The organism is Bounagaea algeriensis, from assembly GCF_054491375.1.
This window is the reverse complement of sequence record NZ_CM137102.1, coordinates 880,066-905,195: the sequence shown is the minus strand read 5'-3', so window position 1 is coordinate 905,195 and position 25,130 is coordinate 880,066. Positions and strand designations below refer to the sequence as shown.

Here is a 25,130-nt window from a genome sequence, read left to right as displayed (position 1 = left end):
TTCTCGTCGTTCTGCCGGATGGCGATGTGCGCTCAGAGACCGACCATCGCCATCCCGGCGGCGTTGTAGCGGTCGCCCTGGACGCCGACGTGGGCGGCGAGCAGATCGAGATCGGCGACCTCGTCCGCCGACAGCGCGACCTGGGTGGCTCCGGCGTTCTCGTCGACGCGGCCGCGGCGGCGGGTGCCGGGGATCGGCACGACCCACGGCTGCTGGGCCAGCAGCCAAGCCAGCGCGATCTGCCCGGGAGTGGTCCCCTTCGTCTCGGCGAGGGCGCGGACGTGGTGCACCAGCGCCTCGTTGGCGTCGATGTTGCCGGCGGCAAAACGCGGGATCGTGTTCCGGATGTCGCCATCGGCGAATTCGGCCGCCGTGCCGACGGTGCCGGTGAAGAAGCCCTTGCCGAGCGGGCTGAACGGGACGAACCCGATGCCGAGATCGGCGCAGGCCGGCAGCACCGCCGGCTCGGGGTCGCGGGTCCACAGCGAGTACTCGCTCTGCACCGCCGTGACCGGCTGGACCGCGTGCGCGCGGCGGATCGTTCCGGCGCCGGCTTCGGAGAGCCCGAAGTGGCGGACCTTGCCCGCTTCGACGAGCTCGCTCGCGCCCTGCAGCTCGACGAGGCCGAGCGGGACCACCTGTTCGCCCTCGCCCGGGCCTCCGGGCGGAGCCCGAAGCCGCGTCGGAACCCGCCGACCAGCGTGCGACCCACCGTCCAACACGTGCTCGACGCGATCTCGGACGCACCGGCCTGGGTGCGCAACGCGCGCCACGACATCGTGGCGATGAACCGGCTCGCCCGCGCGCTCTACTCCCCCGTGCTCGAAGACCCCCGCCGCCCGGCCAACACCGCCCGGTTCGCCTACCTGAACCCGGCCGCGCAGGACTTCTTCGTCGACTGGGACAAGGTCGCCAACGACGCCGCAGCGATGCTGCGCCTGGAGGCCGGGCGCAACCCGCACGACAAAGCCCTCGTCGAACTCGTCGGGGAACTGTCGACGCAGAGCGAGGTCTTCCGCCAACGCTGGGCTTCGCACGACGTGCAGCTCCACCGCAGCGGGCGGAAACGGCTGCGGCACCCCGTCGTCGGCCAGCTCGACCTCAACTACGAGTCGATGGAACTTCCCTCCGACCCGGGGATGACGCTCAACGTCCACACCGCACCGCCGGACAGTCCCGCCGCCGACGCCCTCAAGATGCTCGCCAGCTGGGCGGCCACCCAGGACCTCGGCGAGGAAGAACCGGCTTCCTCGGCCAGCGAGGAGAGCTGACCGCCGGGCCCGGTGCGACACCGGGCCCTGTGCGGCGCCACGTCCGTGCGGCGTCCGGAGCATCGAGGAAGCCGAGCAGCACGGCGGTCACCCGGCCCCCGCTGGCCTGCTCAGCGCGCACGCCAGCTCACAAGCCCGCCTGCACCACTTTGACCACGAGTTGCGCCCGGTCCCGCGCGCCGAGCTTCACCATCGCCCGACTGACGTGCGTGCGCACCGTCGCGGGGCTGATCACGAGCTCCTCGCCGATCTCCGCGTTGGAGCGCCCGGTGGCCACCCACGCGGCCATCTCCCGCTCGCGTTCGGTTAGTTCGTCGATGCCCGGCACCGCACCCTGCGGTGCCGCGGCGCTCCTGCCGAACATGCCGATCACGCGGCGGGTCACCGAGGGCGACAGCAGCGCTTCTCCCGCGGCGACGACGCGGATGCCCTGCACCAGGTCGTCCGGGGCCGTGTCCTTGCGGACGAATCCGCTGGCCCCGGCGTGCAGCGCTTCGTAGACGTAGCGATCGATTTCGAAGGTGGTCACGACGACCACGCGCGTGTCCGCCAGTTCCGGGTCGGCAGTGATGGTGCGCAGTGCGGTGAGACCGTCCATGCCGGGCATGCGGATGTCGAGCAACAGCACGTCCGCACCGGTCTCGCGCACCCGTTCGATCGTCTGCTCGCCGTCGGCGGCCTCGGCGACCACGACCATGTCGGATTCCCGGTCGACGAGCACGCGCAGCCCCATGCGCACGAGTTCCTGGTCGTCCGACACCACGACTCGAATCATCACGCCTCCCCGGCGGGTATCCGCGCGGTCACTCGAAATCCCCTCCCCGCGCCACTGCTGATGACCAGTGTTCCGCCGGCTGCCCGCACGCGCTCGCGCATGCCGGAGAGGCCGCGTCCTTCCCGTACCGTGCCGGTGCCCGCGCCGTGGTCGAGCACGTCGACGACGAGCTCCGCGCTGTCGCGCCGCACCCGCACCTCGGCGCGGGAGCTGTCGGCGTGGCGCAGCACGTTCGTCAACGCTTCCCGCACGAGGCTGTGGACGAGGTGGGCGGCGGCGTCCGGCAGCGGTCGGTCCAGCCCCGTGCTGTCCACGTGCACCTGCAGCCCGCCGGCCCGGAGCGTGTCGAGGAGCCCGGCGAGTCCGGCCGGGTCGTGCACCGAGGTCTCCGGCGTGCGCGGCTGGTCGGACGGGTCCTGGTGGAACGTGTCCAGCATCGTGCGCAGTTCGCCGAGCGCGGTGGTGCTGGTGGACTGGATCGCTTCGAGGATGCGCCGCGCCTGGGCGGGGTCCTCGTCGAGCACGAGCAGCGCCACTCCGGCCTGCATGGCCACGGCGGAGAAGCCGTGCCCGGCGACGTCGTGCACCTGGCCGGCCACGCGCATCCGCTCGGCCGTTTTCGCCCGCTCGGCCAGTTCGCGGCGGGCGCGTTCGGCGGCTTTGGCGCGCATCCGCGCGAGCGTGCCGAGCGTCCACGGGATGATCAACCAGCCGGCTCCGGCGAACGCGGCGAAGAACCACGGGCGGTCCCCGTGCGCTTCGCGCAGCGCGATCGTCGTGACGACGACTGCGGCGGCGACCGCGCACGCCGGCAGGGAAACGTGGCGGCCGACGTTGCGGGCGCTTTCGAAAAGGGCGAGCAGCACGCACAGCAGCACCGGGCCGAACGCGTACCCGGCGGCCAGGTACCCCACCGCCACGAGCACCACGCCGGCGAGCGCGAAGAGCGGGGCGTTGCGGTGCCAGACGAGCAGACCGCCGGCGAGCGCTCCGCTGACGAGCATGCCCGCGTCGGGGCCGGTGGTCATGCCCTGGCCGATGTTCGCGCCGACAGTACCGATCGCGACGGCGCCGGCCGCGACGGCGCCGAGCACCAGGTCGCCGGTCGAGGGGCGTTTCGGGATCAGCCCGGGATGCACGGCCGCCACCTCTCGCAGGGTAGGGAAGCGGACCGCCCGGGTGCACGACCCGGGCGGTTGCCGGTGCTGCTACTTCTCACCCAGCACCCCGCGTCGGCGGCGGTACTCGTCGGCGTCGACCTCCCCCCGCGCGTACATCTCCGCGAGGACGGCCTGCCCCGCGCGGGGACCCGAGCGGCGTTCGGCGCGGCGCCGCAGCAGGATGACCGTGGTAACTACCGCAGCCAGGATCACCAGCCACACCAGGGGGAAAACGAATCCCGGTGGCCCGTTCCCGGCGTGCGGTCCCCACGCCAGCAGCATCTCGTTCATGGCGGTTCACCCCCGTTGGTTCCGTCCGGTCGTGCTGGTCGCCAGCTTCGCCGGAGCGCGGGGGTCGCGTCGTCAGCGCGCGAGCGGATCCCGCCTACGCGGATCCGCGTAGCTGCTGCGCGTAGGCGGCGGCGAGTTCGACGAGGCTGCGCGCGGCGAAGCCGGAGGCGCCCGCGGTGACCTCGTCGTGGTCCGATTCCGCCCGCGCCGGCCCGGCGATGTCCAGGTGCGCCCACGGCAGCCCGGCGTTGAACTCGCGCAGGAACAGCGCCGCGGTCACTGCGCCCGGTCCGGCGGGCGCCTGTTTGAGATCGGCGCGGTCGCCGCGGACGGCCTCGGCGTGGTCGTCGAGCAGCGGCAGCGGCCACCAGGCTTCCCCGGTGCGCCGGCCCGCCTCGCGCAGGCGTTCGGCGAGCTCGTCGTCGGTGGCGAACACACCGCCGGTGCGCAGACCCAGCGCGACTTTCGCCGCACCGGTCAGCGTGGCCACGTCGACGACCAGGTCGGGCCGGTACTGCTGCGCGCCGTAGGCCATGGCGTCGGCGAGGACGAGCCGGCCTTCGGCGTCGGTGTTGTCGATCTCGCTGGTGGTGCCGTCGTAGTGGCGCACCACGTCACCGGGCCGGTACGCGCTGCCCGAGACGTGGTTCTCCGCGGCGGGCACGAGCGCGGTCACCCGCACCGGCAGGGCGAGTTCGGCGATGGCCGACAGCGCCCCGACGACGGCGGCTCCGCCGGCCATGTCGGTGCGCATCCAGTGCATGCCGTCGGCGGGTTTCAGCGACACGCCGCCGGTGTCGAAGGTGATGCCCTTGCCGACGAGCAGCAGGTGCGGCGCGTCGGAGGAGCCCTCGGGCCGGTAGGTCAGCTCCAGCAGCCGCGGAGGTCGCGCCGACCCGCCGCCGACGGCGAGGACGCCGCCGAAACCGTGCTCGGTGAGCCACTTCTCGTCGCGGACGGTGGCGGTGACGGCGTCGTGGTCACCGGTGATCCCGGCGGCCGTGTTCACCAGCCACGCGGGGTCCTTGATATTGGACGGGGCGTTGGCCAGGTCGCGGGCGAGGGAGGTGGCGCTCGCCCACTTCCGCGCCTGCCGGGCGGCCTCGCGCAGTGCGGCGGTGTCCTCGCCCGGCGCCGCGACGAGCAGGACGCGGCGGAGCCTGATCGGGTCGGGTTTTTCGGTGACGCGGAAGCGGTAGCCGCCGAGGGTCACGCCGAGCACGAGCGCGGCGACGGCCTCGGAGGTGACGCCGGCGGGAAGGCGCACCTGGAGGTATTCGGCCTCGGCGGCGTCGCCGAGATCTTCGGGGGTGCTCTCGTCCGAGGTGGACGCGGCGAGCCGGTCGCGCACCGCGCGGCCGAGGACGCCGCCGGCGCGGCGCCACTGGTCGGGTTCGCCCTCGGCGACGCCGACGGCCCACCCGGAACGCCCGTCGGTGAACGGCAGCGTGTGCAGCGAACCCGCGTCGGCCCGTGCGCCGATCGCGGTGAGCACGGCACCGTCCACGTCGGCTGCCGCGGCGGGCACCGGTTCGGTGGCGGTTTCACCGGTGAACAGCGGAACGGCGCTCGGCACGCCGTCCCGCCACGTCCCGGTCACGTCCACTTCGACCAGTGGGGTCGGAACGGCGGGCAGGTTCGGCTCGACTGCGCGGTGCGACCGCGAGGTACGAAACACAGCGGCGGACAACAGCAGACCTTTCGTATGTGGCAACGTCTTCGGGTCGCTGGAGGCCGCGTCGGCACCGTCCCCGCCGGCACGTGTTGCCGCGTGCGCCGCAGCACGTGCCGGTGGGGCACCTCGCCATCACCGTCGGCGACCCGAGAGGTGAACGCGATCGAATCGCGCCGGACTGTCCACACCGGCGGGTGCCCGGCCGCGGCGGCTCACCCGGGCGCGGTCTGGTCCGCGCGACCCGTTCCGCGCGAACCTAGCCCGTGGTCGACTCCAGCGCGTCGCCCAGGTTCTTCGCTTCCTCGACCGACATCTCGACGACGAGACGCCCACCACCCTCGAGCGGAACGCGCATCACGATGCCGCGTCCCTCCTTGGTCACCTCGAGGGGACCGTCTCCGGTCCGGGGCTTCATGGCCGCCATAGCGTGCTCCCTCCGTGAAATCCGACACCCCGCGGCTTCGCGCACAGCTAGCTCGGGTCTACCCCATTGTCCCCCATCCAGAGCGCAGGATGAAAGCGAACCGATCAACTCGGGTCCGTCCTGCGCTGGTCGAATCCGGTCGAGCACGGGTTTTCCGGGGGTTGTGCGGCATTCATCCGGATCAAGCGCACGCACCGCCGTCCGCGATCCCGGGCACGCGGCCCGGCGTGTCGCCGCGCGGCGGAGCGGGGCGCGGCCCGCCAACCCCCCGACAGCGAGCGGGAATCCAGCCGCCTCGGAAGTCCACTGTGCACTCTCGGGTGGTGGCGAAAAGGATTGACACGACCGAGGTTCAATTCGACGGCAGCGCCTGCCGGGGTCCTCGCGCAGCGTGCTCGGGTGCACACGCGGCGCGTTCTGTGCGCCTGATCACACTCACTCCCGGGTGGTCGCGCACCGCGTCGCCGCGACCTGGGCAGGCGGTCGCGACCTGGGCAGGCGGTTCAGCCCGCTCGCCAGCAACCCGTCACGTGATCGTCGACCATGCCCGTGGCCTGCATCAACGCGTAGCACGTGGTCGGCCCGACGAACACGAACCCGCGCCGCTTCAACGCCCGGGCCATCGCCGTGGACTCGGGCGTGCGCGAGGGCACCTCCGCGGGCCCCCGCGGTCGGGGAGAACCGCGCTCGGCCGGCGCGAAGGACCACAACAGCTCGTCGAGGGACTCGCCGGAGTCCACCAGCACGCGCGCGTTGGCGATCGCCGCGTCGACCTTCGCGCGGTTGCGCACGATGCCCGGGTCGGCGAGCAGCGCGGCGCGCTCGCCCGCGCCGAAGGCGGCCACCCGGCGCGGATCGAAACCGGCGAAGGCGCGGCGGAACGCGGGCCGCTTGCGCAGGATCGTCAGCCAGGCCAGGCCCGACTGGAACGCCTCCAGGGTGAGCCGTTCGAACAGGTCCCGGTCCCCGTGCACCGGGACCCCCCACTCGCGGTCGTGGTACTCAGCGTAGTCCGCCGGGTGCGCGCCCCAGGGACACCGCGCGTAGCCGTCATCGCCGCGGACCGCGCCGGTCATTCCTGCCGCCCGCCGTTCGGCTGCCCTGCGCCCGAGTCCCCGTTGCCCGGCTGCCCGGTGTCCGGCTGCCCGCCGTTCGACTGCCCGGTGTCCGGCTGCCCGCCGTTCGACTGCCCGGTGTCCGGACGGGGGTACGAGCCCTCCCCGGGGTCAGCGGAGCCCGCGGCGTCGGAGCGCTCGTCGCGCGCTCGGTGCAGCTGCTCCTCGGCCGCCGCGAGCTGGCGCTCCAGCACCGCCACCCGGCCGCGCACCTCCTCGAGCTCACCGGCGACCCGTTCCAGCGCCCAGTCGACCTCGGAGGCCTTGTAGCCGCGCAGCACCTGCTGGAACCGCAGCGCCCGCACGTCGGAACCGTCGACCTCGGAGGACGGCAGGTGGGTCGGCGTCGCCCCGGGCGGCAGCGACTCGAGCTGTTCACCGCGGCCGAAGACCACCGAGGCCAGCAGGAACACCACGGCCCCGACGACCAGGGCCGCGAACAGGTAGAGGAGCGCACTAGCCACGGTCGCCCATCGTGACACGGTGCGCCCCGGCTCCGGGCCGGGACCTGCGCGCGGCGGCGCGCGAGCCGTGCAGGAGGTGCCTCCCCGCTACTCCGGCACCCCGCTCCCCCACGGCTCCGCCAACCCTCGAACAGCCCCTGCGGTGTGCACGCGGCGGCCCGGGGTCACACCGGCGCGGCCGCCCGGCCGCCCAGCACCCCTTCGATCGCGGAAGTGAACTCGCGCCAGGCCCGGCGCTCGGCGTTCAACGTCTGCTGCCCGGCTTCGGTGAGCTGGTAAGTCCGCCGCCGGCGGCCGCCCACCGTGCTCCACCTGCTGCGCACGTAGCCCGCGCTCTCCAAGCGCCGCAGCGCCGGGTAGACGGTGCCGGTCGGCAGGTCGACCGCACCACCGCTGCGTTGCTGGAGAACCTCGATGATCGCGTACCCGTGCAGGGCCCTGCCGTCGAGCGTGGCGAGTAACAGAGCGTCCAGGTGGCCGCGTAGCGCATCTGCCTTCACGGGTAGCGACTCTACGGATATCCGCGCGTACTGTCACCGCCTCCCGGCAAGGGACCTTGGTCCCGAAAACCAGCACGCACGAATGAGCTGCCTCACAGGAGGCATCCCTATGTCAGGGCGCGCAGCACCGCGCGGGGCGGGCGCGTCCCGGCGATCGACGCGGCCATGTCCACCACCCGCCGCGTCTGCGCCACTTCGTGCGCCCGGAAGACCCGCGCACCCTGCCAGGCGGCGATCGCCGTGGCCGCCAACGTGCCCTCGACGCGCTCGTCCACGTCCGCCCCGAGCGTTTCGCCGACGAAATCCTTGTTGGACAGCGCCATGAGCACCGGCCACCCCGTGGCCGCGAGCCGGTCGGCATGCCGCAGCAGCGCCAGCCCGTGCCAGGTGTTCTTGCCGAAGTCGTGCGTCGGGTCGATGAGCACGCCCCGCGCGGGCACACCGGTGGCGACCATCCGCTCGGCCCGCTGCACCAGCTCCTCGGTGACCTCGCCGACCACGTCGGTGTAGCGGGGGCGGAACGGGTCGGTGCGCGGCGGCAACCCGCCGGTGTGCGAGCAGACCACGCCGACGCCGAACTCCGCGGCCACCTCGGCCAGCAACGGGTCGGCGCCCGCCCAGGTGTCGTTGAGCAGGTCCGCACCCTCCTCGCAGACCCGGCGGGCCACCTCGTGCCGCCACGTGTCCACGCTGAGCACCAGTTCCGGGTGCCTGCGGCGGACCTCCCGCACGAACGGCACGACGCGGCGCGCCTCCTCCGCGGCGTCGACCGACTCGCCCTGCGCGCCGGCGCGCACCCCGCCGATGTCGATGATGTCCGCGCCCTCGTCGGCGGCGCGGTCCACCGCCGCCACCGCCGCGTCCTCGGTGAACGTGCGGCCGCGGTCGTAGAAGGAGTCGCGCGTCCGGTTGACGATCGCCATCACCAGCGGGCGCCCGGGCATGGCCTTGTCCCGGAAACGCAGCTCGGCCGGTTCCTGCATCACGCCGGAACCGCGGTGCAGGCGTCCAGCGCCCGCTCCACGTCGGTGGCGACGGTCAGCACGTCCAGCGAGGACTGCGCGGCGAAGCCGGACTGCACCATGCCGCGCAGCCAGCTGAGCATGCCGTCGAAGTGCCCGTCCGGGTCGAGCAGCACCACCGGTTTGGCGTGCAGCCCGATGTAGCGGGAGGTCCACACCTCGAACAGCTCCTCGCAGGTGCCGATGCCGCCCGGCATGGCGAGGAACGCCGTGGCGTGGCTGTCCATGAGGCCCTTGCGTTCGCGCATGTTGTCCACGACCAGCAGCTCGTCGGACTCCTCGTCGGCGATCTCGTGCGCCACGAGCGCCTGCGGGATGACGCCGATCGTGCGGGTCCCGCCGGACCGCGCGGCGCGGGCGACCTCGCCCATCATCGACACCCGGCCGCCGCCGGAGACGAGCGTCCAGTCACGTTTGGCGATGCCCGTGCCCACCTCGGCGGCCAGGTCCATGTAGCGCTGCGGCACGGGGCGGGAGGCGCAGTACACGCACACCGCCGTCTCCCCGGTGGCCTCGTTCGCGTTCACTCTAGTCCTCCTGCTGCGTCGTCCCGCCCGTGCAAGCGCTCGCCTGCGGGACATCGTAGCGGCGCTGCGGCGCTCGGCACCGCTGGTGCGACCACCGCTGCCGAGCAGAAATACCAGTTCACCGGGGATTCACACGTCGTCACGGCGGCGTACGATGAGCACACACCAAGCAGTCACGCATCGTGGGCGCCCACGCACGACGCGCGCACGAAGACAAGGATCGTTCCCGGCGGGCACCGGCCCCGCGCCGGACGGCCGCGCCGGCGTACCGGCTTCGGGCCCGGGGGGCTGCCATGTTCACCGAAATCGCGATCATCATCCTCGTGGTGCTGGTGCTCGGACTCGCCAGCAGCGTCAGGATCATCCGGCAGTACGAACGCGGCGTCGTCTTCCGGTTCGGCCGCCTGCTGGAGCACACCCGCAGCCCCGGGCTGACCCTGATCGTTCCGGTGCTCGACCGCCTGCACAAAGTCAGCCTGCAGATCGTCACCATGCCCATCCCGGCGCAGGAGGGCATCACGCGGGACAACGTGACCGTCCGCGTCGACGCGGTGGTGTACTTCCGCGTCGAGGACCCGCCGCGGGCGCTCATCAACGTCGAGGACTACCAGTTCGCCATGGGCCAGGTCGCCCAGACCTCGCTGCGTTCCATCATCGGCAAGAGCGATCTCGACGACCTGCTGTCCAACCGGGAGAAGCTCAACCAGGGCTTGGAGCTGATGATCGACAACCCCGCGTTGGAGTGGGGCGTGCACATCGACCGGGTGGAGATCAAGGACGTCTCGCTGCCGGACACGATGAAGCGCTCCATCGCGCGCCAGGCCGAGGCGGAGCGGGAACGCCGCTCGCGCATCATCTCCGCCGACGGCGAGTACCAGGCGTCCCGGAAGCTCTCGGATGCGGCCAACATCATGTCCGACACGCCCGCCGCGTTGCAGCTGCGCCTGCTGGAAACGGTCGTCGCGGTCGCCGCGGAGCGGAACTCGACGCTCGTGCTGCCGTTCCCGGTGGAGCTGCTGCGGTTCGTCGACCAGGCCGCCCAGGCCGCCGGTGCGACCGCGAGCCCGGGCAAGACGGGCGAGCAGGGGGCAGCGCCCGCGGAGCCCGGCTCCGAGGAGGAAACCGCCGAGGAGGGGGCGGAGACCGCCGAGCCGGCCCGGGCCGCCGAGCACGCCGAGCACGCCGAGGCCACCGACACCGGCGAACCGTCGACCGCCACGCTCGCGGCGCTGGGCGATCCGACGATCCCGGCCACCGACCTGACACCGCCTCCGCGCACGAGCACGGAGAACTCCCCCGCCGAGAGCCCTGCCGAGGAGTTCGGCGACACCGCGGATCCCCTTGCCGAGCGGCCGGAAGCGGAGACCTTCGAGGGGACGGACTCGGCGCGGGGAACCGCGGACGAGGACGGGCGCTCCGCCGCGCGGGACGACATCTCGAGCAGGAGCGAGACCGAGGCCGAGCGCAAGTTCTCCGGCTACTCGGGGCTGCACTGAAAGCGGACATCCGCCGCGAGATCGCCGAGGGGCGGATCGAGGACGCGCTCACCTCGATCCGCCCGCTCAGTGCGGCCTGACCGGCGGCCGACCCGACCGGCCGCCGGTGCCGGTCACCGGTCAGCCGAGGAAGCGGCGCAGCACCTCGGCGCAGTGGCGCACGTGCGCGGCGCGGACGTGCTCCTGCCGGGTGTGCGCCAACGTCGGGTCGCCCGGCCCGAAGTTCACCGCCGGCTGCCCGCGCGCGGCGAACCGGGACACGTCGGTCCAGCCGAGCTTGGCCACCGGCTCGGCACCCGAGGCGGCCACCAGCTCGGTCGCGGGCGCGCGGTCCACACCCGGACGCGCGGGCGCGGCGGCGTCCTCCACGGTCACCTCGAAACCCGCGAACACCTCGCGCAGGTGCTGCTCGGCCTCGGCCACGCCGCGGTCCGGGGCGAAGCGGTGGTTGACCGTCACCGCGCAGGAATCGGGCACCACGTTGCCGGCGACCCCGCCCTCGATGCGCACTGCCTGCAGCCCCTCGTGGAAGGCGAGCCCGTCCACCTCCGGCTGCCGCGGGGTGTACTCGGCCAGGCGCCGCAGCACCGGTTCGGCGGCGTGGATCGCGTTGCTGCCCATCCACGCCCGCGCGGAGTGCGCACGGGTGCCGGTGGTGTGCACGCGCACCCGCATCGTGCCCTGGCAGCCGGCCTCCACGACGGCGTCGGAGGGTTCGCCCACCACGGCCAGGTCTCCGTCGAGCCACTCGGGCAGCTCGCGTTCGATGCGGTTGAGCCCGTTGCGCTCGGCCTCGACCTCTTCGCAGTCGTAGAGCACGAACGTCAGGTCGTAGCTCGGCGCTGTCAGCTCGGCGGCCAGCCGCAGCAGCATCGCGTCGCCGCTCTTCATGTCCGCGGTCCCGCAACCGTGCACGAACTCCTCCCCACCCGACCCGGTGCGGTGCGCGGGCAGGTTGTCGTTGATCGGGACGGTGTCCAGGTGCCCGGCGAGCACGACCCGCCCGGAGCGGCCGAGGGCCGTCCGCGCCAGCACCGCGTGCCCGCTGCGGACGACCTCGAGGTGCGGGGCTTGGCGGCGCAGCGCCGTCTCCACCGCATCGGCGAGATCCCCCTCCTCGCCGGAGACGCTGGGGACGTCCACCAACGCGGCGGTGAGCTCGACGGGATCGGCGGTGAGGTCCAGCGCATCGGTCATGACCAGGCAGGTTACCGTCTTGTCCATGAGCACAGGTACTGCCGACCAGCAGAGCACGGGCGCCCAGGGCGTGGGCGTGGCCACGGTCACCGATGACGGCACGGTGCTGGACACGTGGTTCCCCAGCGTCAAGCTCATCGATTCCGGTGAGGCCGCCGACGAGGCCGGCAGCACCCGGCTGACACCCGAGCAGGCCGCTGAACACCTCGGCGCTGCCGGCACGGAGCTGCTCGGGCGGGACGACGCGCGCAACGTCGAGATCATCGCCGTGCGGACCGTCGTCGACCGGCTCGACACACCGCCCGCCGACACGCACGACGTGTACCTGCGGCTGCACCTGCTGTCGCACCGGCTGGTGCGTCCGCACGGGCAGAGCCTGGAAGGCATCTTCGGCCTGCTGTCGAACGTCGTGTGGACCAACCACGGCCCCTGCGCCGTGGAGGGCTTCGAGGCCACGCGGATGCGGCTGCGCGCCCGCGGCGCGGTCACCGTCTACAGCGTCGACAAGTTCCCCCGGATGATCGACTACGTCGTGCCGTCCGGGGTGCGCATCGGGGATGCCGACCGCGTGCGGCTCGGTGCCCACCTGGCCAGCGGCACGACGGTGATGCACGAGGGCTTCGTCAACTTCAACGCGGGCACGCTCGGCGCGTCGATGGTGGAAGGCCGCATCTCCGCCGGGGTCGTCGTCGGCGACGGTTCCGACGTCGGCGGCGGTGCGTCGATCATGGGCACGCTCTCCGGCGGCGGCAAGGAGGTCATCTCCGTCGGCGAACGCTGCCTCATCGGTGCCAACGGCGGCGTCGGCATCTCGCTCGGCGACGACTGCGTCGTCGAAGCCGGCCTGTACGTCACCGCGGGCACCAAGATCACCCTGCCGGACAGCACGATCATCCGCGCACGGGACCTCTCCGGTTCCGACGGGCTGCTGCTGCGCCGCGACTCCACCACCGGCGTCGTCCAGGCCGCCGCCCGCAACGGCGGTCCGGTCGAGCTCAACGCCGCGCTGCACGCCAACGACTGACGGCGGCGCCCGGGACGGCCGGCACGATCCGGCCGTCCCGGCGGTCCTCCCCGTTCGGACCAGCCCCGGTGCAGCGTGCGCGGAAGGCGGGGAAGACGCTGCAGCGTGCTCGACGAGCGCCAGGGCGCCTGGCGTGGCCCTGGAGCAGTCCGCGAGCTGCCGGGCAAGGCGATTCACCGGCAGGGCGTCTCAGCGGGCAATACGCCCCAGCGGGCAAGAACGTCCCGGTGGGCAAACGTCCCAGTAGGCAAACGTCCCGCCCCAGACGGGCAAGAACGACCCAGCGGCGGCCTACGCGGCCGTCAGGCGTCGCACGGCCGCGGACACGCGCTCGTCGGTGGCGGTCAACCCGATGCGCACGTGCTGCCGCCCCGCGGGCCCGTAGAACGTGCCGGGCGCGGCGAGGACACCGCGGCGGGCCAACCAGTCGACCGTGCTCCAGGCGTCCTCGCCGCGCGTGGCCCACAGGTACAGCCCGGCGCGCGAGTGCTCGATGCCGAACCCGGCGGACTCCAACGCGGGCCGCAGCGCTTCGCGCCGTTCGGCGTAGCGCTTGCGCTGCTGCTGCACGTGCGTGTCGTCCCGCAGCGCCGCGGTCACGGCTTCCTGCACCGGGCGCGGCACGATCATGCCGGCGTGCTTGCGCACCTCCAGCAGCCGCCGCACCAGCTCCGCGTCGCCGGTGACGAAACCGGCGCGATAGCCCGCGAGGTTCGACGACTTCGACAGCGAGTGCACCGCCAGCACGCCGGTCGGGTCCAGCCCCACGGACGGGTGCAGCACGGACACCGGCTCGGTCTCCCAGCCGAGCGCGAGGTAGCACTCGTCGGAGGCGACCACCGCCCCCATCTCCTGCGCCGCGCGTGCGGTGCGCCGCAGCTCGTCGGCCTCGGCCACCCGGCCGGTCGGGTTCGACGGCGAGTTCAGCCAGACCAGCGCCGTTCCCGCCGGGGGTTCCTCACCGGGCGCGAGGCGCACGACGTCGGCGCCCGCCAACCGTGCCCCCACCTCGTAGGTCGGATAGGCCAGGTCGGGGATCGCGACCCGTTCACCAGGACGCACCCCGACGAGCGTCGGGAGCCACGCGACGAGCTCCTTCGAACCCACCGTCGGCAGCACCGCCTCCGGTTCGGAGACGGTCACACCGTGCCGCCTGTGCAGCGCCTCCGCGGCGGCTTCCCGCAGCGCGCGCGTGCCGTGCGTCGAGGGGTATCCCGGCTGGTCCGCGGCCGCGTCCAGCGCGCTGCGCAGGACCTCCGGGACCGGGTCCACGGGTGTTCCGACGGACAGGTCGACGATGCCGTCGGGGTGCGCCCGCGCGGTCGCCGCGTGTTCCGCCAACGAGTCCCACGGGAACTCGGGCAGCAGCGGACCGCGCGGCGCACCACCGTTCGCGGTGCTCATTCGGCCTGCGGAGGCAGGCTGGTGATCGGCTCGACGTCCTTGTTGACCTTGCCGACCTTGGCGGCACCGCCCGGCGACCCCAGGTCGTCGAAGAAGTCCACGTTGGCCTGGGTGTACGGAGCCCACTCGTCCGGTACGTCGTCCTCGTAGAAGATGGCCTCGACGGGGCACACCGGCTCGCACGCGCCGCAGTCGACGCATTCGTCCGGGTGGATGTAGAGCATCCGACCGCCCTCGTAGATGCAGTCGACAGGGCATTCCTCGATGCAGCCCTTGTCGAGCACGTCGACGCAGGGTTCGGCGATCACGTAGGTCACGGTTGCTCTCCTGCTTGCAGCGTAGTTCCGACGCGCAGGAATCTCCTGACGCGACGAGTCGAGATTATCGCTCCTCGGCCCTGCGAGCCCGTGGCAGTCCCACAGCGCGGAACGACATCGACTTCACCGGGCGACTTTATGCGGACCGGGAAACAGCGTAAACGATCGGGATCACAGCCCGGCCGCACCCGTACCACCCGTCCGCCCCGCGCATACCCGCCGGGCAACGTGCGGCAAACCCGATGTCCACCCCCGACGACGTGGACCTTCGCCGCCGGCACGTGCGGCGCGTGCCCGTCCCCCGGCGCCGCGGCGACAACCCGCGCAAGCCGGACATGTTGTTCGCCACACCCGCCACACCGGCCGTCGCCCTTCGCGCCCCGCGAGGGGCGTAGCCGCGGAGAAGCCCATCCACACGCCCGAACGCAAGCACCTCACCCGGTCGAGGTGGTGTACGTTTCTCGAGAAAAGTCGGCGACGTTTCTCGAGAAATGTCCAAACCCCTGGGCACAGGGCTCCTGGGGCAGTCAGGAGCGCTGCCCGGCCCGCCCGGCCCGCGCGCCGCGGCGGCCACCGCGGGCGTTGATCCGCGCGCCCTGCTCGCCCAGCGCCACGCCGAGCATCAGCGCGCCGCCCAGCGCACCGCCGCCGAGCAGCAGCAGCGTGCGCCAGTCCTGCAGCAGCACCACGTCCCCACCGGGTCCGACCATGCCGAGCACGAACACCGTCGCGAACCACACCACCAGCGGCGTCGCGGGCACCGCGCGGTGATCCGACATGCGGGAGGCGACGCGCACCAGCAGCGGCGTGGTCACCACGGCCACCGCCGCGGTGATCGGGAACTGCACCGGCCCGAGGTACAGCGGCAGGTACAACACCTCGAGCACGCCCAGCAGCACCGCGTCCAGCACGAGCAGCGCGAACAGCGCGCGGTCGGATCGGCTCACCGGTCGCTCACCGCCCCGGCGCCCCGTCCGGCCCCGGTGTCGAGCCCATCGTCGGCGCCCGGTCCGCCCACGGTGTCGAGCCCGCCGAACAGGTCCGCACCGCAGCCGGCGGCGTCGCCGGCGGCCAGCACGAAGTGCTCGCGCGCCGGGATCGGCTGGCCGATGTCGTTCGAGAGGGCGTAGGCGCGAGCGCCCGTGTCGGTGACGCCCGGCGACCCAGAGCCGCCCGACCAGTCAGAGCCGCCCGACCAGTCAAGGCCCCCCGGCGAGCCAGGACCTTCCGCGGCCCCGGGACCGCCCGGCGAGGCGGAGCCCTGCGACGAGCCAGGACCGTCCAGCGAACCGGGACCGCCCGGCGAGGCGGATCCGTCCAGCGAGCCGGGACCCCCCGACGGCTCGGGACCGCCCGACTGAGCGAGACCGTCCGGCCACACCTGCACCTGGGTGCGGTGCGCCCGCAGCGCAGCGACCTTCGCCGCCAGCTGGTCGGAAACGTCCACGACCGTGCTGATCTCCTCGTCCGGCACGTGCGGCGCCTCCGCCAGGCGCGGCAGCGGCCACGGCAGCCCGTCCACCCCGGCCAGCGCGCTCAGCCCCGCCCCGAGCTCGTCCCGGGAGGTGACCGTGTGGAACACGCGGCGCACCTCCGGCACCCGAGCCGCCGCGGCCGTGGTCACGTGGTGCGCCCGCACGTGGTCCGGATGCCCGTAGCCGCCGTCGTCGGCGTAGGTCACGACGACCTGCGGCCGCACCTCGCGCAGCACCGCTTCCAACTCGGCCACCTGCTCGTCCTGATCACCGGTGGCGAACGCCCGCGGGTCCGTGCTCGGCAGCGCCGCGGCCTGCCCCGGTTGCTCCCAGCGCATCCCCGAGTCCCGCCAGCGGCCGATGCCGCCGAGGAACCGGTGCTCGTGCACCCCCAGCGCCGAGCAGGCAGCCCGCAGCTCCCCCACCCGGTAGCCGCCGAGCTGGTCGGCCCGATCTGCCGCGAGCATCCGCAGGCTCGCCGGGATGACCTCCCCTTCCTCGCCGAGCGTGCAGGTCACCAGCGTCACGTGCACTCCGCGCGCGGCGTAGTGGGCGATCGTGCCCCCGGTCATCAACGTCTCGTCATCGGGGTGGGCGTGGACCAGGAGCAGGCGCGGCACATCTGCGAACGTCACCCGTCCAGACTAAGAACCGTTCCGGCGTGGTGTCCCGGGGTGGTCTCGGCCGACTCACCAGCCGTCGTGGTCCATGGGGCTGCCGTGCCACTGCGCCGCGGTGGAGAACGGGCCGGCGAAGCCGTTTCCCGAGCCGACGCCCTGCGTGTCCCGGCGCACGGCCACCACCTGCGTGTCCTGGTACAGCGGCAGCGACACGGCCTCCTGCCACACCTCGCCCTCGACCGCGCGCACGGTCTCGGCCGGGTCGCCCCGCCCGGCCAGCGCGGCATCGATCCGCGGTTGCAGCAGCGGGTCGCAGAAGCCGGTCGGGTTGAACGGCATCGGCCGGTCCGAACCGGGCACGGTTCCCGCGCAGCCGAACGACGAAGCCAGCATGGCCGCGGGATCCTCACCCGCGGTGCGCGGGGTCACCGCCATGTCCACGGCCGACTCGCCGGCCTCCCCTCGCAGCGGGTTCGCGGGCAGCATCGACCCGTACAACTCGTCGCCGGTGGGCGTGACCACGGTGGCGCCGATGCCGAGCTCGCGCAGCTGCCGGGCGGCCTCCTCGGCCACGTCGCGGTAGCTCTGCCGCTCGAAGGGCGCGGCGATGGTCAACGTCAGCCGCTGGCCGTCGCGCGTCCACCGGCCCTCGGACCTGGTGTAGCCGGCCTGGCGCAGCAGTTCTCCGAGGCGTTGCGGATCCGACCGCGAGCCGATCGCGGGCGGTTCGGTGGGCCGGTAGCTCGGCTCGGAGGGCGCGCGCACCTGGGCGTGCGCGGTCAGGTCCTGCGCGGGGCCGCCGCCGGTGCCCGCGGTGACGAGCCGCTGCCGGTCCAGCCCGGCGAGCACGGCGCGACGCACCGGCGCGTCCGCCATGGCCGGGCTCTCCGGCCGCAGCAGCATCTGCAGCGTCTGCGGCCGCGGCACCGTGCGCACGTCCACCCTGTCGCCGAGGGAGCGCAGCGTGTCCAGCGTTTCCTCGTCGCTTTCGAACACGGCCAGTTGTGAATCACCGCTGCGCAGGGATTCCACCTGCAACGGAGTGTCCACGGAGCGCAGCGTCAGGCGGTCGGCGCGCGCCGGCGGTCCCCAGTAGCGGTCGTTGCGCTCCAGCGCGACTTCGCCGCGGTCCAGGTCGACCTGCCGGATGGCGAACGGCCCGCCGGAAGCGGGGTAGCCGTTGTCGAGCACCGTGTTCCAGCCGCGCGGTGCATCGCGCAGCAGGTGCGCGGGCAGCAGGTGGTCGAACAGGGTGCGCCAGCCCTCGAACGGCTGGGTGAAGCTCACGTCGACGACCTTGCCGCCGCGCGAGGAGGACACGTCCTCGATGAGCTGGTACCCGGCCGGGTTGGCCACACCGGGTTGGGTGCGCATCTGTTCGGCGAGGTAGACGAAGTCCTCGGCGGCGATGGGTGCGCTGTCGGACCAGCTGGCTTCCTGCTTGATCCGGTAGCGGACGGTGAAATTCTCCGCCTCCGGCACGACTTCGGCCGATTCCATCAGCGTCGTGTTCAGCCTCGGCGCCCCGTCCTCCCCCGGCACGAACACCGAGGGCAGCATGAGCTTGGCCAGCGCCGAGGTGGTCGGGGACATGTCGGCGAGCGTGTGCGGGTTGAACCCGCCCTCGAAGTCGTCCACGCCGACGACGACCTCGGTGGGCATGGGTTGCGTGGTCGGCACGTCCGAGGTGGGCGGCGGCGGACCGGTCTCGTTCGGGTCCACCAGCGGCGGAGGGGGCGCGTTGGTGCAGGCCGCCACCAGTCCGACCGCGCTGATCAGCACGGGGATCGCGACGCGTCGGCGGCGGTGTCCCTGCTGCACGCCGTATCTCCCCTCGGTCGACATCCGCGGTGGAACCCCGCGAGGCTCCTATCGTTACGTGCCCGGCCCGCGCGCCCGACATCGGGGCCCGGCATCGGAGGCCGGCATCGGCGATCGGGAGCCGGAGGCACCGGCGCCGATGACACGGGTACCGGAAACGCCGGGGCAGCGCACAGTGAGCGGTATCGCAGGGAGCGGCCTCGCAGGGACCGGCTGTCGAGAGGCCGGGGCCACGGCGGCACGAACGGGGTGCTGGGGAAAACGAGTGCGCGGCCGCCCGCCGAGCACAGCGCCGAGGTGACGCAGGCGCAGCGGGCGGTCGCGCACTCGCCAGCGCTGACTGCCGCGACCGGGCCGCAGTGGCGGCCACCCGTTCTGCGACACCGCAGCAACCGCTAGCTGGGGCGGCCGCTAGCTGGAGCGGCAGCCACAGCTGGGGCGGCGGGGCAGCCGAGCGGCAGAACGGCAGCGCCGCAGCAACCGCAGCGCAGTGCAACAGCACGGCAGAGCAGCGCAGGACAGCGGCAGGGCAGCGGCAGTGCAGCGCAGCCGCGGAGCGGGTCGGCGGACCCGTCAGCCGCGAGACTTGGCGCGGGAACGCTCGCGGGCGCGGGTGGTCGCGTCGAGGGTGTTCTTGCGCACCCGGACGGCCTCCGGGCCCACTTCCACGCACTCGTCCGCACCGCAGAACTCGAGGGCCTCTTCCAGGCTCAGCGTGCGCGGCCGGGCCAGCCGCTCCAGCTCCTCGGAGCCGGCCGCACGCATGTTGGTCAGCTTCTTCTCCTTGGTGATGTTGAGGTCGAGGTCCTCCGTGCGCGGGTTCTCGCCCACGACCATGCCCTCGTAGACGTTGTCGCCCGGGGAGACGAAGAACGTGCCGCGGTCGGACAGCTGCATCAGCGCGTACGCCGTGACCGGCCCGGCGCGGTCGGCCACCAGCGAACCGGAGTGGCGCGAGTTCAGCTCCCCGGCCCACGGGAAGTAGCCCTCGAAGACCTGGTTGGCGATGCCGCCGCCGCGGGTCTCGGTGAGGAAGTCGGTGCGGAAACCGATCAGCCCGCGGGACGGGACCAGGTACTCGAGCTTGATGCGTCCGGTGCCGTGGCCGGACATGGTCTCCATCCGGCCCTTGCGCCCGGCCAGCAGCTGGGTGACGCCGCCGAGGTACTCCTCGGGCACGTCCACGCTGAGCCGTTCGAAGGGCTCGTGCAGCTTGCCGTCGACGTACTTGGTGACCACGTCGGGCTTGCCGACGGTGAGTTCGAAGCCCTCGCGGCGCATCGTCTCGACGAGCACGGCCAGCGCGAGTTCACCGCGGCCCTGCACCTCCCACACGTCGGGGCGCTCGGTGTCCTCGACGCGCATGCTCACGTTGCCGATGAGCTCCTGGTCGAGGCGGTTCTTCACCTGGCGCGCGGTGAGCTTGGTGCCGCCGTTGCGCCCGGCCAGCGGCGAGGTGTTCACGCCGAAGGTCATGGAGATGGCGGGCTCGTCGACGGTGATCCGCGGCAGCGGCTGCGGATCGTCCGGGTCGGTGAGCGTGTCACCGATGGTGATCTCGGAGATCCCGGCGATGGCGACGAGGTCACCGGCGGAGGCCTCCTCGGCGGGGACGCGCTCCAGGCCCTCGTGCCGCAGCAGCTCGGTGAGCCGGACCCGCTGCACGCTGCCGTCCTCGCGGCACCAACCCACGTTCTGCCCCTTGCGGAGGGTGCCCGAGTGGATGCGGCACAGCCCGATCCGGCCGAGGAACGGCGAGGCGTCCAGGTTGGTCACCAGCGCGCGGGTGGGTGCTTCGAGGTCGACCGTCGGGGCCGGGACGTGCCGCAGCAGCATGTCGAACAGGACGTCGAGGTTCTCGTCGTCCGGAACCTCGCCGTCATTCGGACGGGTGAGGCTGGCTCGGCCCGCGCGGGCCGAGGCGTAGACGACGGGCAGGTCGAGGGTGGCTTCCACGTCGAGCCCGCCCTCTTCGTCGTCCAGTTCGGACGCCAATTCGAGCAGCAGGTCGTGGACCTCTTCGACGACTTCGGCGCTGCGGGCTTCGGCGCGGTCGACCTTGTTGACGATCAGCTGCACCGGCAGGTTCGCCGCCAGGGCTTTGCGCAGCACGAACCGGGTCTGCGGCAGCGGTCCTTCGCTGGCGTCGACCAGCAGCAGCACGCCGTCCACCATGCTCAGGGCGCGTTCCACCTCGCCGCCGAAGTCGGCGTGGCCCGGGGTGTCGACGACGTTGATCGTGACCGGTCCGTCCTCGGTCTGCCGGTGGATGGCCGTGTTCTTCGCCAGGATCGTGATGCCCTTTTCCCGCTCCAGATCGTTCGAGTCCATGATCCGGTCGACGGGCTCGGTGCGCTCGGAGAACACACCGGATTGACGCAGCATCGCGTCCACCAGAGTGGTCTTGCCGTGGTCAACGTGCGCCACGAGTGCGACGTTGCGCAGGTCGGGGCGCGTGGTCGCCGACCTGGTCGGGGCGCTGAGGCTGCTGGACACGCGGATACTCCTGCTCCTTCTACGCGGAAAGTGCTGCCGACCGGGAGTTCGTTTCCGTGCCACGAGGTCGGCATGCGCTTTTCCCAGGATAGTCCAGGAGTTGCGCCCACCGGCGTGCACGTGCCCGGTGCAACACCGGCGGGCAGGGCAGGGCGGCCGAGCGGCCGCCTCGCAGGGGCGTTGTTGAGGCGTTCGCCCGTTGAGGGCGGCGGAGGCAGCTGGGGGTGACACCCGAACGGAGGAGGTTGGATGTCACCTGAGCGGACTATCGGCAGTGACGTGACGAGGCACTGCCAGCGGTGCCGCCCGGGCGGGGCGGAGCTGGGCCGGAACGAGCTCCGACCCAGCTCGCCCGGGATCTTGCTACGAGGGTCTTGCTGCTCGGGTCTTCTGCGGGGTCTTGCTGGGGGCAGATCAAGTGACCTCGCTCCAGGATCCCGTTCCTGCCCCGGGCCAGCCCGAGCCCGTTCCGGACCCTGCTTGCTCCGGGCCCTGCTTGCTCCGGGGTTCGTTCCGGCTCAGCCCTGCAGCCCGGGCGGCATTCTTCCCGAAACGGGAACACCGACGCGCCCGTCCGGATTCCGCTTCCCGGAACTCCGGTTCATTTTGCGGGAATGCGACATGATGTGATCCGACCTCGGCGCAATCCGGGTCGGATCACGAGGCCGGCCGGGCCGTTGCGCGCTACTGGCTCCCCGTGGCCACGGAATCGGCGTAATTGGCGAGCTCGGGAATGGTGTGCCGGGCCTCGAACGGGATGACCTCGTAGCGGGCCAGCTTGTGCAGGACGAACGGGTCCGTCGCGAGGATCGCGTCCAACCTGCCGCGGGACATGGCACGGGCGATGACCACCACCCCGTCCTGCGACTCGCGGGTTCCGGCGCAGATGAAATCGCCCGCGTCATAATGCCGGTTGACCCAGTCGTGGTGCTCGACCAGCCGTTCGTCGACGCGGGTTTTCGGTGCGGTGAAATGCAGCAAGACCACGTACATTCTTCCACGGTAACGCTGCCGCCAAGAAATGCCGATCACCGATGTGGAGGAACCCCCGACGCGCGCCCGCAGTGCCGCTGCCCCGCCGATCACCGGGCTGGCGCGCGAGCCTCCCGTAGGTGCACTTCTCGTACATGACCCGTGAGACGTCGGTGAACCGAGGACGCCGTCGAAAACCGGCCGCGTCGCCGCCTGGGCCGCTGAGCAGCCAACGGGCCCGCACCGAGTGGGCCGTCGATCTCTCGTGTGTAGGATCGCCTCCGTGCACGCACTTCAACAGGGAGCCTGGTGGGCCGCCGCGGAGCGGCCCCGTGCGAGCGTGCGCTGACGCACCTGATCACCGGCCGCCACCGGGCGGCCGGTCGCAGCGGCGTCGTTCCTGGTGGCGGTCGAGTCACCGAGGAGGAACGATGCACTCGACCACGCGCACCGCGGATCTCGACCAGCCCGCCTCCGGGCAGTCGACCCCCGCGTGCACCACCCAGCAGCACGGGAACGGCACCCCGCGCACGCAGCTGTCGGCCATCACGCCGTCCGGACACGTGCAGCTCGGCAACTACCTCGGCGCCGTGCGCCGGTGGGCCGCCGAGCAGCGGACGAGCAACCGGCCGGCAGCGCAGGCGGAAGCGGCGCAGCAGGACGCGGAGCTGTACTTCGTCTCCGACCTGCACGCCATGACCACTCCGCACCGCCCGGAGCGGCTGCGCAGCCTGGCCCAGGAACAGCTCGCCGTGCTGCTCGCGGCCGGGCTCGCCCCGGAAACCGTGTTCGTGCAGTCAGATCTGGCCTGCGAGCTCGGCGCGCTGAACTGGGTGCTCGAATGCGTGTGCACCCACGGCGAGGCCGCGCGCATGGTGCAGTTCAAGGAGAAGAGCACCGGTGCCGAGGCGGTGCGCCTCGGCCTGCTCACCTACCCGGTGCTGATGGCCGCCGACATCCTCGCGCAGGGGGCCACGCACGTACCGGTCGGCGAGGACCAGCAGCAGCACGTCGAACTGGCGCGCACCCTGGCGCGCCGGTTCAACCACGGCCACGGCGCCGTCTTCGCCGTGCCCGAGCCGGTGATGCCGCTCGTGGGAGCCCGAGTGGGCGATCTCGCCAATCCCGGCCGCAAGATGGCCAAGTCGGCTCAGCAGTCGGCCGGGGTCGTGTTCGTGCTCGACGAGCCGGACGCGATCCGGCGGAAGTTCCACCGCGCCGTCACCGACGACCGCGGTGCGGTGCGCTACGCGCCCGAGCAGCAGCCGGGTGTGTCGAACCTGCTGGAGATCCTCGGTGCTTGCCAGGGCGCCAGCCCGTACGCGGCGGCTTCCGGGATCGGCTCGTACGCGCAGCTCAAGGACGCGACCGCCGAGGCGGTGGTCGAGATCCTGCAGCCGGTGCGCTCGCGGGCCCGCGAACTGCTCGCCGACCCGGACGAGTTGGCGCGCGTGCGCGCCCGCGGGGCCGAGCGGGCGCGGGAGCGGATGCGTCCGCGGCTGGACGCGGCGCTGCGGCTCGCCGGTGTGGGCGGGCTGGGCGGACTGCCCTGAAGGGGCCGGGTACTGCTCGGGCAGCGCCGGCCTGCTCAGCCGGCCGGCGCTGAGCAGGCCGTCCACCAACCTCGGTTCTGCTCGGCGCTGCGCGGTCCCCCGCCTTCCGTGCCAACCGTTGGTACCCGGCGTCCAGGACCGACCAGCCCCGCCCCCGGTAGCCGCGGGGGCCGGTGGACCCTACCGGGGGCTGTCCGCGCTGAGCAGTTCCGCGAGCGCGGGCAGCACCAGCCGGTCGGCTTCCAGCCAGTCCACTGTTGACAGCTCCGGCGCGGAGAGCCACCGCAGGGCGCGGTGCTCCACCGGCCGCGGTTCGGCGCTGCCCGCGGCGAGTTCCGCCGCGTGCATCCGCAGCAGCATCCCGTTCGGCAGCGGCACGTCGGTGCCCACCCGCGCCCCGGGCCGCACGGTGGCGCCGAGTTCCTCCTCGCATTCGCGCACCACCGCGCCGTGCTCGCTCTCGTCCGGTTCGACGCGTCCGCCCGGAAGTTCCCAGCGCCCGGCGTGCCGCGCCGGGTAGCGCCGCTGCTGCGCCAATATGAGTCCGTTGTGGACGATGGCGGTGCCCACCACGACCGGGCGTTTCGCCCAGGTTTCGGTCAGATCGCGCACCACGATCGTGCGCGCTTCGAGAACGCGGCGCACGAACCGGCGCGCCACCGCGTCGGCCAGGACCCGCTCCAGCGCGCGAGCGGGTGCACTGCTGCCGAACAGCCGCCAGGACGCGGTTTCGGTCAGCACCGCGCGGCCGTCGCTTTCGGCCACGGTCGAGTCGTGCCGCAGCTCGCGCGGCCGCGGACCGAGTCCTGCGGAGAAGACTCCGCCGGCACCGGCTCCGGCGATCCGGGTGCTCATCGGCACGCGCACGCCGAGCACGTGCGCGTGGAACTCGAGCACGTCATCGGGCAGCAGCAGTTCACCCGCTCCGGCGCGCGCCCGACCGCGCACGCCCGCCCCGGCGAGCGCGCGTTCGGCCGTGCGCGTGTGGCGCAGCGCCGCGGCCACCGTCGTGGCGGGCGCGTCGATCGTCCCCGTCATCCGCACGTCCGGCACGGAACCCCATGATGCCCGGCCGTACCGCGGTCTCCCCCGCCGACCTCTCCCTCACTCTTCCGTGTACTGAATCGGTCTAGACAATTTTCATGAAAATTGAGCTCTCTGGAGTCGTTCCAGAGTGCGCGCCGGCCGCGTCGGGTCGCATCGCACGGCCGGACTGCGCGAGGATGAGGCACATGGTCGAATTGCTCAGCGAAGAACAGATCACCGGGTCCCTGGAGCACCTTCCGGAGTGGACACGCGAAGGCGAGAGCATCTCGCGCACCGTGGAGTTCCCGTCCTTCCCGCAAGCCATCCAGGCAATCAACCGGATCGCGGAGATCGCCGAATCCGAGGACCACCACCCCGACATCGACATCCGCTACACCGCCGTGCGCTTCGCGTGCACCACGCACTTCCTCGGCGGCATCACGGAGAACGACTTCTCGCTGGCGCGGGAGATCAACGGGGTCGTGGAGCAACTGCTCGGATGAGC

25 protein-coding genes and 1 pseudogene are annotated in these 25,130 nt (G+C 72.5%); 6 read left to right on the top strand and 20 right to left on the bottom strand.

The annotated features are described in order from the left end of the window. Positions 1 to 32 precede the first annotated feature (32 nt). A complete protein-coding gene (locus ACVGV2_RS04125) occupies positions 33 to 539 on the bottom strand; it encodes an aldo/keto reductase (protein ID WP_459165865.1) in 507 nt (168 codons plus the stop codon). Between ACVGV2_RS04125 and ACVGV2_RS04120 the strand changes: the two genes are divergently transcribed. Then, positions 438 to 1,271, top strand: coding sequence for an MmyB family transcriptional regulator (locus ACVGV2_RS04120; RefSeq protein WP_459165864.1), 834 nt, complete (start codon positions 438 to 440; stop codon positions 1,269 to 1,271). The genes ACVGV2_RS04125 and ACVGV2_RS04120 overlap by 102 nt on opposite strands. A 127-nt stretch (positions 1,272 to 1,398) precedes the next feature. Here ACVGV2_RS04120 and ACVGV2_RS04115 read toward each other — a convergent pair whose 3' ends face one another. The 10 genes from ACVGV2_RS04115 to ACVGV2_RS04070 form a co-directional block, all read right to left on the bottom strand. Then, positions 1,399 to 2,046 (bottom strand): response regulator, encoded by a 648-nt coding sequence (locus ACVGV2_RS04115; RefSeq protein ID WP_459164718.1) that lies wholly within the window; start codon positions 2,044 to 2,046, stop codon positions 1,399 to 1,401. Then, positions 2,046 to 3,194, bottom strand: coding sequence for a sensor histidine kinase (locus ACVGV2_RS04110; protein WP_459164717.1), 1,149 nt, complete (start codon positions 3,192 to 3,194; stop codon positions 2,046 to 2,048). Before ACVGV2_RS04110 ends, ACVGV2_RS04115 begins: the two co-directional genes overlap by 1 nt. Positions 3,195 to 3,254: 60 nt before the next feature. After that, positions 3,255 to 3,497, bottom strand: coding sequence for an SHOCT domain-containing protein (locus ACVGV2_RS04105; protein ID WP_459164716.1), 243 nt, complete (start codon positions 3,495 to 3,497; stop codon positions 3,255 to 3,257). A gap of 94 nt (positions 3,498 to 3,591) precedes the next feature. Continuing rightward, a complete protein-coding gene (locus tag ACVGV2_RS04100; RefSeq protein ID WP_459164715.1) occupies positions 3,592 to 5,097 on the bottom strand; it encodes a leucyl aminopeptidase family protein in 1,506 nt (501 codons plus the stop codon). A 331-nt stretch (positions 5,098 to 5,428) separates the two neighbouring features. After that, positions 5,429 to 5,596: a DUF3117 domain-containing protein gene (locus tag ACVGV2_RS04095; protein WP_459158441.1), complete on the bottom strand. Its 168-nt coding sequence runs from the start codon at positions 5,594 to 5,596 to the stop codon at positions 5,429 to 5,431. Between the two features lie 503 nt (positions 5,597 to 6,099). After that, positions 6,100 to 6,672 (bottom strand): DNA-3-methyladenine glycosylase I, encoded by a 573-nt coding sequence (locus tag ACVGV2_RS04090; protein ID WP_459164714.1) that lies wholly within the window; start codon positions 6,670 to 6,672, stop codon positions 6,100 to 6,102. Next, on the bottom strand, positions 6,669 to 7,175 hold the full coding sequence (locus ACVGV2_RS04085; protein WP_459164713.1) for a DivIVA domain-containing protein: 507 nt from the start codon (positions 7,173 to 7,175) through the stop codon (positions 6,669 to 6,671). The genes ACVGV2_RS04090 and ACVGV2_RS04085 overlap by 4 nt, the downstream gene beginning before the upstream one ends. A gap of 164 nt (positions 7,176 to 7,339) precedes the next feature. Further along, the gene (locus ACVGV2_RS04080; RefSeq protein ID WP_459164712.1) at positions 7,340 to 7,675 is read right to left on the bottom strand and encodes a PadR family transcriptional regulator; all 336 of its coding nucleotides are present in this window, start codon (positions 7,673 to 7,675) and stop codon (positions 7,340 to 7,342) included. Between the two features lie 107 nt (positions 7,676 to 7,782). Then, positions 7,783 to 8,658: a dihydropteroate synthase gene (gene folP, locus ACVGV2_RS04075; RefSeq protein WP_459165863.1), complete on the bottom strand. Its 876-nt coding sequence runs from the start codon at positions 8,656 to 8,658 to the stop codon at positions 7,783 to 7,785. Further along, entirely contained in the window at positions 8,658 to 9,224 is a 567-nt protein-coding gene (locus ACVGV2_RS04070; RefSeq protein WP_459164711.1) for an LOG family protein, read from the bottom strand. Before ACVGV2_RS04070 ends, folP begins: the two co-directional genes overlap by 1 nt. Positions 9,225 to 9,517: 293 nt before the next feature. Between ACVGV2_RS04070 and ACVGV2_RS04065 the strand changes: the two genes are divergently transcribed. Next, entirely contained in the window at positions 9,518 to 10,720 is a 1,203-nt protein-coding gene (locus ACVGV2_RS04065) for a slipin family protein (protein WP_459164710.1), read from the top strand. Positions 10,721 to 10,840: 120 nt separating this feature from the next. On the opposite strand, the gene dapE is transcribed toward ACVGV2_RS04065, so the two are convergent. After that, positions 10,841 to 11,917, bottom strand: a complete 1,077-nt coding sequence (gene dapE / locus ACVGV2_RS04060; RefSeq protein ID WP_459165862.1) for a succinyl-diaminopimelate desuccinylase — start codon at positions 11,915 to 11,917, stop codon at positions 10,841 to 10,843. A 25-nt stretch (positions 11,918 to 11,942) separates the two neighbouring features. Between dapE and dapD the strand changes: the two genes are divergently transcribed. Further along, positions 11,943 to 12,941 (top strand): 2,3,4,5-tetrahydropyridine-2,6-dicarboxylate N-succinyltransferase, encoded by a 999-nt coding sequence (gene dapD / locus ACVGV2_RS04055; RefSeq protein ID WP_459164709.1) that lies wholly within the window; start codon positions 11,943 to 11,945, stop codon positions 12,939 to 12,941. A 291-nt stretch (positions 12,942 to 13,232) separates the two neighbouring features. On the opposite strand, the gene dapC is transcribed toward dapD, so the two are convergent. Together dapC and fdxA are read right to left on the bottom strand one after the other, a co-directional pair. Continuing rightward, entirely contained in the window at positions 13,233 to 14,345 is a 1,113-nt protein-coding gene (dapC, locus tag ACVGV2_RS04050) for a succinyldiaminopimelate transaminase (protein ID WP_459164708.1), read from the bottom strand. Then, a complete protein-coding gene (gene fdxA / locus ACVGV2_RS04045) occupies positions 14,342 to 14,662 on the bottom strand; it encodes a ferredoxin (RefSeq protein ID WP_459164707.1) in 321 nt (106 codons plus the stop codon). The genes dapC and fdxA overlap by 4 nt, the downstream gene beginning before the upstream one ends. A 242-nt stretch (positions 14,663 to 14,904) precedes the next feature. On the opposite strand from fdxA, the gene ACVGV2_RS04040 reads away from it, so the two are divergent. Continuing rightward, entirely contained in the window at positions 14,905 to 15,057 is a 153-nt protein-coding gene (locus ACVGV2_RS04040; RefSeq protein ID WP_459164706.1) for a hypothetical protein, read from the top strand. Positions 15,058 to 15,189: 132 nt separating this feature from the next. Here ACVGV2_RS04040 and ACVGV2_RS04035 read toward each other — a convergent pair whose 3' ends face one another. The 5 genes and pseudogenes from ACVGV2_RS04035 to ACVGV2_RS04015 form a co-directional block, all read right to left on the bottom strand. Further along, positions 15,190 to 15,609 carry a hypothetical protein gene (locus ACVGV2_RS04035; RefSeq protein WP_459164705.1) on the bottom strand — a complete coding sequence of 140 codons (420 nt, stop codon included), beginning with the start codon at positions 15,607 to 15,609 and terminating at the stop codon, positions 15,190 to 15,192. A 428-nt stretch (positions 15,610 to 16,037) separates the two neighbouring features. Further along, positions 16,038 to 16,772 (bottom strand): annotated as a pseudogene (mshB, locus tag ACVGV2_RS04030) (N-acetyl-1-D-myo-inositol-2-amino-2-deoxy-alpha-D-glucopyranoside deacetylase); the annotation flags it as partial. A gap of 54 nt (positions 16,773 to 16,826) precedes the next feature. Next, positions 16,827 to 18,578, bottom strand: a complete 1,752-nt coding sequence (locus ACVGV2_RS04025) for an ABC transporter family substrate-binding protein (protein ID WP_459164704.1) — start codon at positions 18,576 to 18,578, stop codon at positions 16,827 to 16,829. A gap of 573 nt (positions 18,579 to 19,151) precedes the next feature. After that, entirely contained in the window at positions 19,152 to 21,074 is a 1,923-nt protein-coding gene (typA, locus tag ACVGV2_RS04020; RefSeq protein ID WP_459164703.1) for a translational GTPase TypA, read from the bottom strand. A gap of 684 nt (positions 21,075 to 21,758) precedes the next feature. After that, the gene (locus ACVGV2_RS04015; RefSeq protein WP_459164702.1) at positions 21,759 to 22,067 is read right to left on the bottom strand and encodes a YciI family protein; all 309 of its coding nucleotides are present in this window, start codon (positions 22,065 to 22,067) and stop codon (positions 21,759 to 21,761) included. A gap of 410 nt (positions 22,068 to 22,477) precedes the next feature. Here ACVGV2_RS04015 and trpS point away from each other — a divergent pair, with 410 nt between their 5' ends. Next, positions 22,478 to 23,599, top strand: a complete 1,122-nt coding sequence (gene trpS, locus ACVGV2_RS04010; RefSeq protein ID WP_459164701.1) for a tryptophan--tRNA ligase — start codon at positions 22,478 to 22,480, stop codon at positions 23,597 to 23,599. Between the two features lie 180 nt (positions 23,600 to 23,779). Here the strand turns inward: trpS and ACVGV2_RS04005 are convergent, their stop codons facing one another. Then, complete coding sequence (locus ACVGV2_RS04005) at positions 23,780 to 24,652, bottom strand: (deoxy)nucleoside triphosphate pyrophosphohydrolase (protein WP_459164700.1); 873 nt, start codon at positions 24,650 to 24,652, stop codon at positions 23,780 to 23,782. Between the two features lie 179 nt (positions 24,653 to 24,831). Between ACVGV2_RS04005 and ACVGV2_RS04000 the strand changes: the two genes are divergently transcribed. Beyond that, the gene (locus ACVGV2_RS04000; RefSeq protein WP_459164699.1) at positions 24,832 to 25,128 is read left to right on the top strand and encodes a 4a-hydroxytetrahydrobiopterin dehydratase; all 297 of its coding nucleotides are present in this window, start codon (positions 24,832 to 24,834) and stop codon (positions 25,126 to 25,128) included. Positions 25,129 to 25,130 lie beyond the last annotated feature (2 nt).

Coding starts and splice junctions, on each gene's coding strand:
- dapE (WP_459165862.1), bottom strand. CDS start 11,917: ATGACCGATGCGCTGGACCTCACCGCCGATCCCGTCGAGCTCACCGCC.
- dapD (WP_459164709.1), top strand. CDS start 11,943: ATGAGCACAGGTACTGCCGACCAGCAGAGCACGGGCGCCCAGGGCGTG.
- ACVGV2_RS04065 (WP_459164710.1), top strand. CDS start 9,518: ATGTTCACCGAAATCGCGATCATCATCCTCGTGGTGCTGGTGCTCGGA.
- ACVGV2_RS04000 (WP_459164699.1), top strand. CDS start 24,832: ATGGTCGAATTGCTCAGCGAAGAACAGATCACCGGGTCCCTGGAGCAC.
- ACVGV2_RS04090 (WP_459164714.1), bottom strand. CDS start 6,672: ATGACCGGCGCGGTCCGCGGCGATGACGGCTACGCGCGGTGTCCCTGG.
- ACVGV2_RS04115 (WP_459164718.1), bottom strand. CDS start 2,046: ATGATTCGAGTCGTGGTGTCGGACGACCAGGAACTCGTGCGCATGGGG.
- ACVGV2_RS04105 (WP_459164716.1), bottom strand. CDS start 3,497: ATGAACGAGATGCTGCTGGCGTGGGGACCGCACGCCGGGAACGGGCCA.
- ACVGV2_RS04015 (WP_459164702.1), bottom strand. CDS start 22,067: ATGTACGTGGTCTTGCTGCATTTCACCGCACCGAAAACCCGCGTCGAC.
- ACVGV2_RS04095 (WP_459158441.1), bottom strand. CDS start 5,596: ATGGCGGCCATGAAGCCCCGGACCGGAGACGGTCCCCTCGAGGTGACC.
- dapC (WP_459164708.1), bottom strand. CDS start 14,345: ATGAGCACCGCGAACGGTGGTGCGCCGCGCGGTCCGCTGCTGCCCGAG.
- trpS (WP_459164701.1), top strand. CDS start 22,478: ATGCACTCGACCACGCGCACCGCGGATCTCGACCAGCCCGCCTCCGGG.
- ACVGV2_RS04040 (WP_459164706.1), top strand. CDS start 14,905: ATGTCCACCCCCGACGACGTGGACCTTCGCCGCCGGCACGTGCGGCGC.
- folP (WP_459165863.1), bottom strand. CDS start 8,658: ATGCAGGAACCGGCCGAGCTGCGTTTCCGGGACAAGGCCATGCCCGGG.